Here is a 12,515-nt window from a genome sequence, read left to right as displayed (position 1 = left end):
TTTGATTTTATGGCTTAAAAAAATAAAAATAGCCTTGTGTAGGCTATTATTAAGTTAAATAACAAGGATTATTTTGTTCTTTTGATTTCTTTTAAACGAGCTGATTTACCACTTCTTTCACGAATGTAGTTTAATTTTGCACGTCTAACTTTGTTTGAACGAACAACTTCGATTGAAGCAATAACTGGTGAGTGAAGTGGGAAAACACGTTCAACACCAACACCGAATGAAATTTTACGAACTGTAAAAGTTTCACGGGTTCCACTTTCTTTTTTAGAAATAACTAAACCTTCAAAAATCTGAATTCTTTCTTTTCCACCTTCACGAATTCTAACATGCACTTTAACGTTGTCACCAACACGGAATGATGGGTGGTCTTTACGTAATTGGTTATTTTCAACTGCTTGAATTAATTTATTAATCATTTTTAGGCATCCTTTCAAGTAAATCTGGTCGATTTTTCTTTGTTTTTGCTATTTGTGCTTCTTTTTTTCACTTTTCAATCGCTTTATGGTCTCCATTAAATAAGACGTCTGGAACAACCATACCTTTATAATTTCTTGGTCTAGTATATTGAGGATAATCTAATAAACCATTACCTTGAAAACTATCGAGCTCATGACTTAATTGATTTATTACACCTGGAACTAACCGAATTACGCTATCAGCCATTACCATTGATGGTAATTCGCCCCCGGTTAAAACAAAATCACCGATTGATACTTCACAATCTACTAATTCGACAACACGTTCATCGAATCCTTCGTAGCGACCTGAAATAAAAGTAATTTCCTGGTAATTTTTTGCTCATTCATTAGCCATTTGTTGATTAAATACTTTTCCTTGTGGCGAAACTAAAACTTTTAGTTTTGTAGCTTCTTTATTGCTTCTTTTTTCTAAATCAATTAGCGCTAAATCAATTGGTTCAACTTGCAATAATAAGCCATGACCACCACCAAAAATTTCATCATCAACTTTATGGTGCTTATTTAATGAAAAGTTTCGAAAATCGATAACTTCAATTTCGACAAGTTTTTTTTCGATTGCTCTTTTAATAATAGATTCATTACTAAAAGGCTCGTAGTACCGTGGAAAAAGTGTTAAAAAGTTTATTTTCATAGCTAATTATTTTTTAGCTTGTTTGTTTGCTAAAAATTTTGCATTAAGTGAATGTTTTCTAAATAAGTCACTAACAACTTGTGTTAATTGTGCACCGTTTTCGATTCATTTTTGTGTTTTAGCTTCGTCTAAAACGAATGATTTAGTGTGTGGGTTGTATTGTCCTAATGCTTCAATGAAACGGCCGTCACGTGGAGCTCTTGAATCAGCTGCTACAATTTTGTAGCAAGCATTAAATTTACTTCCTTGACGTTTTAATCTAATTTTTACCATTTAAACCTCCTAATTATTTAACTTGCCTGTCAAGTAAAAGTGCTTGACAGCAACTGAATAATTATATAATTCTTTTTATTATAGAAAAATAAATATTTTTTAATTTTCAAGAAATAAAAAGCTAATAATAATTATGAAAAATTAAGTTAAAAAATATTAAAAGTGCTATACACTTTGCCTAATAATTTTTATTAATATTTTACCAAAATAATTGTTTTATATGTATTTTGGTAAATTATTCGCCAAAAATAATTATTAAATTATTAATATTATAAAATTGCTTTATAAAAAAGGAGACAATATGAAAAAAAGTAAATTATTGTTTTTAACTCCGCTTGCAGGTATAGTAGTATTACCTGCTGTGGGATGTTCTAAAACAGATGAAGGACAAATAAAAAATGAAATTGCAGAATATCTTAATGCTGCAAGTGTAACTTTTAACGGAGACAAATCTCAAATTAGTCCTGATCAAGTATCATTAAGCAATATTAAAGTTAGTTTTGGTGCTAATGAACAATCAATTAAAGATAAAAAGTATGAATTGGTGAAAGAATTAATTGACGTAACAAAACCCAATGAACGCAAGGTTAGATACACACTAAAAAAAGATAGTGTTCAAGGCGAATGAAAAGAATTTACTATTAGCGAATTAAAAATTTCTAAAGCATATTTTGATACAGAATTAGCAAAAGTCAAAGGAGCCAAAAAAGACCAAAACGGCTCTATTACAATAGAAAAAGGTAATTTAGCAAGTAATGAATTTGTTGAAGTAACTGAAGATAAAACTATTCAATCGGTTATTAAGGATGGATTTTTAACTGAATATGTAAAAGTTATTGTTACGGACAAAAACTACAAAACAAATAAAGCTGAAAAATTAGTTGAAGTTGCAGATTCTAAAGTTAGTTTAGATACAGTTTTTGATCGTGCTTCACAGCAAATTATGCTTAGCTACAGCGAAATTGAAAATTTAAATTCCTTAAGTGCAACTGATTTAACACCTGAACATCTTAAAAAAGTAACTATTGAATTTCAACCAAATACAGTTAGTGATAAAGTTGAAATTGTAAGTAATTCACTTGAATTCGCTAATCCTGAACCAACTGAAGAAGAATGCATTAAAGGTGAAAGAATCTTAAAATACACCTTAAAATTAGATAATTCTACCAAAACTTATACGAATGTAAAAATAGAAGGACTTAAGAAGACTTCAAAAGATTTTAATGTTTTAGTTGAAAATCTAAAAAAAGCTGCTGCAACAAATGAAGATGACAAAAATGTTAAAAGAGCTATTAACTCCTTGAGTACAGGCGATTATGTCGAATTTGAACCTTCAAAAGGTGAATTTATTGCTGAATTTGCTGGAGCTAAACAAGTTATTGCTAAAATTGATCCTATTAGTGATAAATTTGTTGTTTTAAGCGACGATGCAACTGATTTAACAGATGCAACTAAAGTTAATAAAGCTAAATTCACTTTAGAAAATGATAAAGCCAAATTCAAATTAGAATTTAAAGTTGCATTAAAAGATCCTGTCTTAATCAGTGAAGTTATTGCTTTGGAAGTTAAAGTTCCAACAATTCAAACTAATGAAGAATTAGACAAAGCTTCTAAATTGGTTAAACTTAATACTAGCTTAGTGCCTGATATTACAAGTAAAAAAGCTAGCGACATAACAGAAGAAATTGTAAGCAAAATTAAAGCTGAAATTGATAACCAAAGTGGCGCCGCTACAGGTATTTTGGTAACAGAAAACTCTTTAAAATTAGTTAATAAAGAAGCAACTGAAGAAGAAAATTTAACAGGTACTAGATTATTGCAATATGAGTTAAGCAAAGACGGGGAAAAAGAAATTTATACTATTCGCTTAACAGGCCTAAGCAAATATTCTCCAATTTTAGAGCAAGCTTTAACTTCTTTAAAAGATAAAAATCCAGCTGTTCAAAAAACCGCAGAAGTTAAAAAAGCAATTAAAAAATCAGAAGCAACTGATGTTGTTTATGATAAAAAAACAGGCGAAATTAAATTAACATACAAAGAAGGCGACGAAAACAAAGAAGCAGTAATTGCCAAATATGAAATTATTGATGAAAAACTTGATTTTGTAGCTTCATCACAAGTTGAAAGTGACAAAACTAAATTAAATAAATTAGCATACAGTTTTGATAAATCAAGTAAGCAATTCACATTAGTAGGGTACCTACAACACACAGAAGCAAAAATTATTTCAACAACAGAATTTAAATGAACTTTAGATATGCCTAATGTTGAATCTGAATTTGAAATGGATGATGCATCTAAGTTGGTTAAACCTTTAGTTAATACACTTGAAGGCAAAAATTCTGGTGATTTTAGCGAAGATGACCTTAAAGATTTAACAATTGAGTTTACAGAGCCTGACAAAGTAGATGCAGATGTTGAAATTGTTAAAGATTCATTGAAAATTAAAAATACAGACACCACAGAAGCTGAATTTACTAATGGTGAAAAAGTTTTAGTTTATAAATTAAAAAACAAAGCAACACAAAAAGAAAAAGAATATGAAATCACAGTAACTGGCTTTGCTAAATATTCAAAAACTTTATATGATGCCAAAGTTGAAGCCGATACTCTAGAAGCTACCAATGAAAAAACAATTGAAGTTAAAGAAACTATTCGTTCATTAGCTTCTGGCTCAAGTGTTGCTTACAATTATGAAAGTCAAGAAGTTTTTGTTAACGAAGGCGATAAAAAAGTTGTTATAGCTAAATTCAATAAAAAACTTAATGACAAAATAGTATTTTTATCTCCAGAAGTGAACGATTTAACAAAACCTGAAGTATTTAATTTTGTCCAATTTACCTATACAGAAGGTGAAAAAGTATTTTACTTAAAATTTAATTTAGCAGATATTGATAAATCTATCATTGATAAAGAAGAATTCGTTGTTGAAGTAGCGGTACCTGATTTAGCTACACGTTATGACGACTTATCATCAGAAGAAAAAGCTAAAGTTGATCAAGATAAACAAAATATTGAAATTGACCCAGCGACCAAAGATAATGCATTAAAAGTTAATGGTGAATTAATTTCTGCTGATGATTTAACTGCTGAAAACTTAGCTAATGTGAAGGTAAAAGTCAAAGAAAATCAAAGTTTAAGTGAAAAGGTTCAATTGGTTGATGGTTCATTAAAATTTGCTAGTGAAAAAGCTACAAAAGAAGAAATCGAAGGCGGTTTTAGAAAAGTTATTTATCAATTATCTTATAAAGTTGATGAAGCTAATTCATTTGTAATGGATGTTGAAACAAAAATTGAAGGCTTTGAACCTAGTGATGTTGAAAAAATCATAAATAGACGTGAAACTTTTAAAACACAGTTTGCTAAAGGTTATAACAGTAAAGAAGCTAAAGATTTTTTAGCTAAATTAGCTGATAACTCAAACACCACACTATCATACGAACCAAATACTGGACAACTTTCATATGTTCAACCAGTTTCAACACAAGCTAGCCAAGATGCCGCTCCTATAGTAATTTTAGCAAAATTAGATGCACCAATAAGCGACACTATTTTGGTAGAACCAACAACAACTAAAGCTGATTTATCTAATAGCAATAAACATAACCAAGTTACCTTACAAAAGGCGGCTGGAAAATTAACTCTTAAATTTAAATTAGCAACTAGCGATAAAATTGACACTAAAATTCAAGAAGTTGAACTCCCAATGCCAACAGTGATAAGTCAAGACGAATTAAACGCAAAAGCCAGTGCAATCGAAGAAGCTAAAATAAGCTATGACGGGGATAAATCAAAAACTTCATTTATTGATATTGATAAAGCTAAATTTACTTTAGAAGGACTAGAAGAAAATATTAAATTAGTTGTAGATAAAGTTGAATTAGACGAAAGTGACATGGAACACACCACAACTAAAATAACCATTAAACTTCAAGTTACACAAAGAGAATCTGGTGCTACAAGCGATGAAACTTTAACTAGCACAACTAAAGAAATAATAATTAAAGGTTGAGCTAAACCTGGTCAAGCTTACTTAGATGAATTATCGAATGCAGAATGAACGGTAACAATTAAAAAAGATAGTCAAAGTGAAGCAATTGACTTAGAAAAAATAACTGCAGAAATGCTTACTGCTGAATTAGTTAAAAATGCAACTTGAAGTGTTGAAAACGGCTTAAAACAAGGCTATTCAATTGAAGGTGAAACAACTCTAGTTAATGATCAAGCAACAACAGAAGAAATTAAAAAAGGCCAAAGAACATTAAAATTTGTTGTGAAATTTAAGCATGAAAATAAAGAATACAACCGTAAAGAAATGAATGTTGTTGTTCAAGTTGCTGAATCAGATGAAAATGTAATTGTTAAACAAAGAGAATTATTTAAAAAATATAAATTAATTCAAAATGACGCAGCCGAACAAGCTATTAATAAATTAAAATGAGAATCGGATGTGGCTGATGTAAGATTCAATTTTAAAGATGGTTTTATTTATAACTTTATCAGTAAGAAGAATGTTGGAACTAAATTATTTACTTTAAGCGAAAATGGTGAAGAAGTTACTATAGCAAAAAACACCAATACTTCTGCTAAAAATAAAGAAGGTAAGCCAATACAAAACGCCGTCAAACTCCACAGAAAACAAGAAGCCAATAAAACTGTATACTGATTAGAATTTTCATTAAAAGTACATAACGGAGTAGTTGACCCAATAGTACTAACTAGCGAAAAACAAGAGTTCACCTTTATAAATCAAGCAAGATTAAATGCTCTAATTGACTCAAAATGAGAAAGCGAATACAAAAATAAAGTAGATTATGATAATAAAGCTACCACAACAATTCAAGAAGCGGAAAAAGATAAAATAAAAGTTGATAAAATCACCAATTTACCAGAAAATGTAACTGTAAAAGTGAAAAGCTTTACTAAAAATGAAGTTGAAAGTGCTTTAGAAGTTAAATTAGTATTTGTGTACAAAAAAGATGATTTAGAAGTAATTTCGAAAGAATATGAAGATAAAATCACAGGGTTTAAATCCTCAGATATTCGTGCTGAATTAGACAAAGTTACCTCTGCAGATTACGAAGGCAAAGACGCAATCGAAGCTAAAGATGCAACCGATATAGCTAAAGTTAAATTAACTCCAGAAGTAATTAAAGATAATGGTTTTACTCATAAAATTGAAATTTTAACAGATAAAACCAATAATACTAAAGGTGAGATTACAATTTTATTAACTTTAACTAAAGACAACAAAAGTGAAAGCAAAGAATTTGTAATCACCGGCTTTAAAACAGTTAATGTTGATGTAAATGAAATTGGTAAAAACGTTACTATAGATTTAAAAGAAAATCTTAAAGATCTCAAAACTAAAGTAAGCAGCAAGGCCTTTAGCGAAGAAACGATTAAAGATGCTGTAGAAATTAAAAACTCAGATGATGCAAAACTAGAATATGAATTTAAAAAGCTTGAGCAAAATGACAACAAATCATTAAGAGTAACTTATTTAATTAAGCTTAAAGAAGATCCTTCAAAATCAATAGAAAAAACTTTTGATATTGATGGCTTTAAAGATGAAGAAGTAACAAACGAAAAAATTTATGTTTTAGCTAAAATGGAAAAATTAGTTGTTATTGATAAAGATCTGGCTGCTAAAGATATTGCGAAATTTAAAGAAAACTCTGTTACACCAGATAAATTAGGCGAAAAAATAGTTAAAGAGAAAACCTACAAAATGAAAGATGGAAAAGTTGAACACGAAAGTCACAATCCAGTTCAAGGTGTAACACCTCACAAGGATTTAGTTTCTAAAGGAACTAAGGGCGTAAATGTTATGACTAATAAAAACAAAGGACAAAAACCAAAAGGTTTAGGTGTTGTTTATGATGCTGACTCAAAAGAGCTTTACTTTACTTTCTATGTAGTGGGCTTTAAAGATGAAATGTTTAAAGTAATTATTGCAAACAATGTTAACTAAATCCCTTATTTAGAAAAAAACCGCAAAAAATGCGGTTTTTTCTTTGCTTGGCTAAAAATCTATGTTAATATATATCTGATGCATTCCCAAGGTGAATGATTATGAGATAGAAAGTCTCATTTCTTGAGTATATAGCTCCCTTCTTGTATTAATTAAATAAAGCTATGCGTGGTCTTTATTTACTTTTGTATATTTGCTAATCAATCATAATAAAACTAGACAAAATCTCTCCTAGAAATGAAAAGTCTAGTTTTTATTTATTAATTTGCTAACCAAAAAAAATACAAAAAGTATAATATTTATATGAACTTTGATGAAGGAATGATAATTAATAATCAAAAAGCCATAGATTTATCATATGAAGGGCTAGGCGTAGTTCAAAAAGATAACTACAAGATTTTTGTAGTTAATTTATTACCTGAAGAAGAAGCGGATATTCAAATAATCAAAGCTAATAGTCAATTTGCTCTAGCAAAAGTAATTAAGTATCATAATTATGTTCAAAATAGAGTCAAAGAGAATGACGTTTTATTAAATAATGGTCAGGCTCCGCTAGCTAATTTATCTTATGCTGACCAACTAGCTTTTAAGCAAAAAATAGTTGAAGAATTATTTGCCAGGAACTTATCATATAATACCATTAACCCTATAATTGGCTCAGAAAAGCAAAAATACTACCGTAACAAAGTACAATTATTTTTCACTGTTTCTAACGAATTAATTAAGCTTGGTGTAGTTAGCTTAAATAGCCATGATGTCAAAGAAATTGACGATTATTATTTAGCGCACCCTAATATCAACAATTTATTGAAATTTTTACAAACTAATATCAACAATTATGAATCTTTTGTTTCTAATAAGCATAATTTAATTTCAGTTACAATTAGGCATTCAGATGTAAACAATAACTTATTTTTACATTTTGAAATTAAAAAAATGTTTAAGGTCGAGCAAGATTTTATCGAAGCAATCGAACAAGCTTTTCCGGATTTAGTGATGCTAAAAGTCTCGGTTAAAGGCCAAAAAAATGCATTATATGATCATAACTTTATCTTAAAAAAGTCTTTTTTATGTAGCAAATATCGTAATTTATACTTTAACTATGGGCTCGAATCATTTAATCAAATTAACCACCAACAAGCTAATAAAATTTTAAATTTTATTAATGATAATATTGAATGTGCTACCACAAAAACCTTAGTAGATGCCTATTGTGGTATGGGAGTAATTGGGTTAACATTATCGTCTAAATTTAAAAAAGTCTATGGCATTGAGTTAAGCCAAGAAGCAATTATGTATGCCAAAGAAAATGCAAAAATTAGTTGCTTGCGCAATGCAACTTTTTATGTTGGTGATGTTGACAGAGTTATATTAAAGCATGATATAGATTTTGATTATATCGTGCTTGATCCACCGAGAGCGGGGCTAAGTGATAGATTTTTAAAGTTTGTTTTGAGTAAAAAACCTGAAAAAATCATTTATTTAAGTTGCAATGTCCGTACTTTAGTGAGAGATTTACAAAAGATAACCGAAAATAATTATCGAATCGATTTTGTTCAACCTTTTGATATGTTTCCACAAACTCATCATGTGGAGACTTTGGTTGTATTAAGCAAAATAAAAGAGTAAAAATTACCAGTTAAGATGTTATTATTAAAATAATAAAAGCGATAGTTTTTTTAGTTTAATTAGTTTAATTAAATAAAATAAGTAAAAATGGCATAAAAAAGGGTTTTTTCTTTTTTATGCCATTTTTACTTATCCAAAATAGACAAATACAAATCTAATTTTTGATTCAAATATTTAGCAAACATATTGGACATTGCAGATATATTATGGTTTAAATGATATTCATCAAAAGCTTCGTAATATTTCAATCGATCAGTAAACTTTATATCTATTGGTGGGTAGCCAGCCTTCATTAGTTCCAAGTTAACAAGCAATCTACCAGTTCTCCCGTTTCCATCTATGAATGGATGTATTTTTTCAAATTCAATATGAAAACGAGCAAGCTTTGTTATGATATCCTCCTTGCTCTTTTTATATTCTTCCAGAAGCTCTTCCATTTTGGAAATAATCAAATATGGCTGTACAGGTTCATATGCTGCTCCCATTATTTTAACAGGGACTCTTCTATATATGCCTCTATCCTCTTTCTTATCGGCAAGGACTAAAAAGTGAATATCCTTTATTACTTTTTCAGAGATTTCAGAATTTTCATTTACAAGCTTTTTTACATAATCAAAGGCTTCTTTGTGTCCGATAACCTCCAAATGCTCTTTTAATGTTTTTTGGTTGATAGTAAGGCCTTTTAATACTAAGTCTGTCTCTCGTAATGTTAAGGTATTGCCTTCTATTGCATTTGAGTTATAGGTATATTCTGTCAAAAAATCATTAGTTAATCTTTCTAGTTCGCCTTGTGTTAAAGGTCTTCTACTCTTGAAAATTGCTAATTTATTCTCTATAATCGGGATGAGTGATTCACTAGTTTTGTATCTTCTATCTGTGGGTTTTGTTGCATCGCAAGGTATTTTTCAAGCTTTTCCTTCTTGAAAAGCACCAGGAATTTTGCCTTCTGAACATAATATTCTCACCCTTCTATCAGATATACCCCATTTTTCAGCTGCTTTTTTCACTGTAATATACATAAATTATTTTTTCCTTCTTTCTTATTCTATCATTTTATAGGAATAATATTAATGTAAAGGGAATAATATTTCGTGTTTAGCGGAATAATGATAGGTTAGTACATGATGCTTCATTCGAGTAATAATATAGTTTGGTACTCTGATTGAGAAATTTACTTTAATAGAATTTATCTAATTTTTCAGAAACTTACAAAAAATGGATGAGACAAACAAGTGTGAATTGTTTTTCATCCATTTTAATAAATTTACCAAAATTTTTCTCCATTTATTAATGCTAGAGCAAATAGCTAATCTCTTTTAATCTGCTAAATGATATAAGCAAAAACTCCATTTCATATTAAAAATAAAGAATATTGTCATCAATATTTTATAGACATTTATGTATAATGAATATATTATAGATATAGTATGTGTTCAATAATGATATAATTTTAAATAAGCAAAATTAGGAGTAAAAATGAATAAAAAGTGGACGCTAGAAGATGATGTAAATGACTATGTTAAAGATAGATTAATTCAATTAGGCTTAAGAAAAAATGATGATTTTAATGTGGAATCAGCTATGTCTGACCATATGAAAGAAGCTTTGAAAGGTTCGTCAAAAACAAAAAGTAAAAAGAATTTCGGGAGACCTGATCTTCATATTGAAAAATATAAAATTCCAGTAGTATTTGAAAATAAATTAGGCTTAAAAAAATTAATTGCTAAAAATAATGAATCTATAAAAGAGGATGAAAAATCGATCAGTAATTATGCGTCAAATGGTGCAATATATTATGCAATTCAGTTAATTGCAAGTGGAAAATATAAAGAGGCTGTGGCTATTGGCGTTGCTGGGGATAATAAAGAAAACGCGGCTTTTGATGTTTATTATGTTTTTGGCTCATCATTTCAATCGATAAAAAAAATGGAAAGCTACACAAATGTAAACTTTTTAGAGAATGAAAAAACTTTCGACCATTTTTATAGTGATTGTGTTTTAAACGAAGAAGAAAAACATAATATATTAATTACGAGCAGAAAAGTTTTAAAAAAATATGCAAAAGATTTAAATAAATTGATGCATGATCATAATATTACGGCAAATGAAAGAGTTATTTATGTGTCTGGAATGCTTCTATCAATGCAAGATATTTTAGATGAAAGTGGAGCAGTCATTGCCGGAGGGAGAGGACTCACACCATCTCAACTTGAAGGGTCAGAAACCGATACTAGCAGAGATGGTGTTTTAATCAAAAATCACATCAAGGAATATTTAAAGAAGAAGCAAATAAATGATGAAAAAATGAAGTTAATGCTTGAATCTTTTAATGAAATAGCAAAAGATGAACAAAGAGATGAACCTCTAGAACTCCATAAGTCAGTTGCTAAATTCCTAAAAATGAAATCTAGCGTCAACAAACAAATTTTTACATATATTTTTGAGAAAATTTATAAGTCTATTGATGCCATGGCTGGGCACCTAGACATTGTGGGTGAGATGTATTCTGAATTTTTAGAACATGCATTAGGAGATGGTAAAGATTTAGGAATTGTTCTTACTCCTCCTTACATCACTAAAATTATGACTGAAATTTTAAATGTGAATAAAGATTCAAGAGTAATGGACTTAGCTGCAGGTTCTGCTGGATTTTTGATAAGTTCAATGGAAACAATGATCGATGATGCAGAAAAAACTTTAGGTAGAGATTCAACTGATGCTATTAAAAAAATAAAAGAAATTAAAAAAGATCAGCTTTTAGGCGTTGAACTTAATGCTGTGATGTATACCTTAGCTACCACAAATATGATTTTAAGGGGTGATGGTTCAAGTAGTATCATTAAAAATGATACTTTTAAGACTCTTGACTCATTATATTTAAGCTTTAAGCCTGATAGATTGCTTTTAAATCCACCATTTTCATACTCTGAAAATGGTATGCCCTTTTTAAAATTTGGTCTATCAAAAATGAATAAAGGAGGTCTTGCGGCAATAATTATTCAAGATAGTGCCGGTAGCGGAAAAGCTGAATCGACCAATAAAGAAATTTTAAAAAATAATACTTTACTAGCGAGCATAAAAATGCCTGTGGATTTATTTCTTCCAATGGCAGGTGTTCAAACAAGTATATACGTTTTGGAAGCAGGAACACCCCATGACTATGATAAACCGGTTAAGTTTATCGATTTTAGAAATGATGGATATAAAAGGACAAAAAGAGGATTATATGAAATTGATAGTCCAGCAACAAGATATTCAGATTTAATTAAAATATATAAAGCTGGAAAAAACGCAAAAATTAATAAAAATCTTTGAAATATTGACAAAATTTATATTGAAGATTTTATTAACACCTCTGGCAAGGATTGAAATTTTGAACAACATATGGAAGTTGATACTAATCCAAAATTAGAAGATTTTAAAAAAACAGTTGCTGACTATTTGGCCTGAGAAGTATCAAATATTTTAAAAAACAGTGATAAGGAGAGTGAAAACTTAAAAAAATAGATGCCTCACTGAA

At 29.2% G+C, this 12,515-nt stretch carries 7 protein-coding genes; 3 read left to right on the top strand and 4 right to left on the bottom strand.

The window, feature by feature from the left end; translation table 4 throughout:
* Window positions 1-68: 68 nt before the first annotated feature.
* The 3 genes from rplS to rpsP are packed head-to-tail and all read right to left on the bottom strand — an operon-like array spanning window position 69 to window position 1,392.
* Window positions 69-425 (bottom strand): 50S ribosomal protein L19, encoded by a 357-nt coding sequence (gene rplS / locus T385_RS0102825; protein WP_029906339.1) that lies wholly within the window; start codon window positions 423-425, stop codon window positions 69-71.
* Window positions 418-1,119 carry a tRNA (guanosine(37)-N1)-methyltransferase TrmD gene (gene trmD / locus T385_RS0102820; protein ID WP_029906337.1) on the bottom strand — a complete coding sequence of 234 codons (702 nt, stop codon included), beginning with the start codon at window positions 1,117-1,119 and terminating at the stop codon, window positions 418-420. Before trmD ends, rplS begins: the two co-directional genes overlap by 8 nt.
* A 6-nt stretch (window positions 1,120-1,125) precedes the next feature.
* Window positions 1,126-1,392, bottom strand: coding sequence for a 30S ribosomal protein S16 (gene rpsP, locus T385_RS0102815; protein WP_029906335.1), 267 nt, complete (start codon window positions 1,390-1,392; stop codon window positions 1,126-1,128).
* Between the two features lie 301 nt (window positions 1,393-1,693).
* Between rpsP and T385_RS0102810 the strand changes: the two genes are divergently transcribed.
* Window positions 1,694-7,366 carry a lipoprotein 17-related variable surface protein gene (locus T385_RS0102810; protein WP_029906333.1) on the top strand — a complete coding sequence of 1,891 codons (5,673 nt, stop codon included), beginning with the start codon at window positions 1,694-1,696 and terminating at the stop codon, window positions 7,364-7,366.
* A gap of 303 nt (window positions 7,367-7,669) precedes the next feature.
* Window positions 7,670-8,995: a 23S rRNA (uracil(1939)-C(5))-methyltransferase RlmD gene (gene rlmD, locus T385_RS0102805; RefSeq protein ID WP_029906330.1), complete on the top strand. Its 1,326-nt coding sequence runs from the start codon at window positions 7,670-7,672 to the stop codon at window positions 8,993-8,995.
* A 125-nt stretch (window positions 8,996-9,120) separates the two neighbouring features.
* Here the strand turns inward: rlmD and T385_RS0102800 are convergent, their stop codons facing one another.
* Window positions 9,121-10,014 (bottom strand): Fic family protein, encoded by an 894-nt coding sequence (locus tag T385_RS0102800; RefSeq protein WP_029906325.1) that lies wholly within the window; start codon window positions 10,012-10,014, stop codon window positions 9,121-9,123.
* Window positions 10,015-10,471: 457 nt separating this feature from the next.
* Between T385_RS0102800 and T385_RS0102795 the strand changes: the two genes are divergently transcribed.
* The gene (locus T385_RS0102795) at window positions 10,472-12,502 is read left to right on the top strand and encodes an HsdM family class I SAM-dependent methyltransferase (RefSeq protein ID WP_029906324.1); all 2,031 of its coding nucleotides are present in this window, start codon (window positions 10,472-10,474) and stop codon (window positions 12,500-12,502) included.
* Window positions 12,503-12,515 lie beyond the last annotated feature (13 nt).

This window comes from Mycoplasmopsis opalescens ATCC 27921, assembly GCF_000712185.1.
GTDB classification, from domain to species: domain Bacteria; phylum Bacillota_I; class Bacilli_A; order Mycoplasmatales; family Metamycoplasmataceae; genus Mycoplasmopsis; species Mycoplasmopsis opalescens.
Note: the sequence above shows the minus strand (reverse complement) of the source record. Positions and strands in the feature narration are given on the sequence as shown.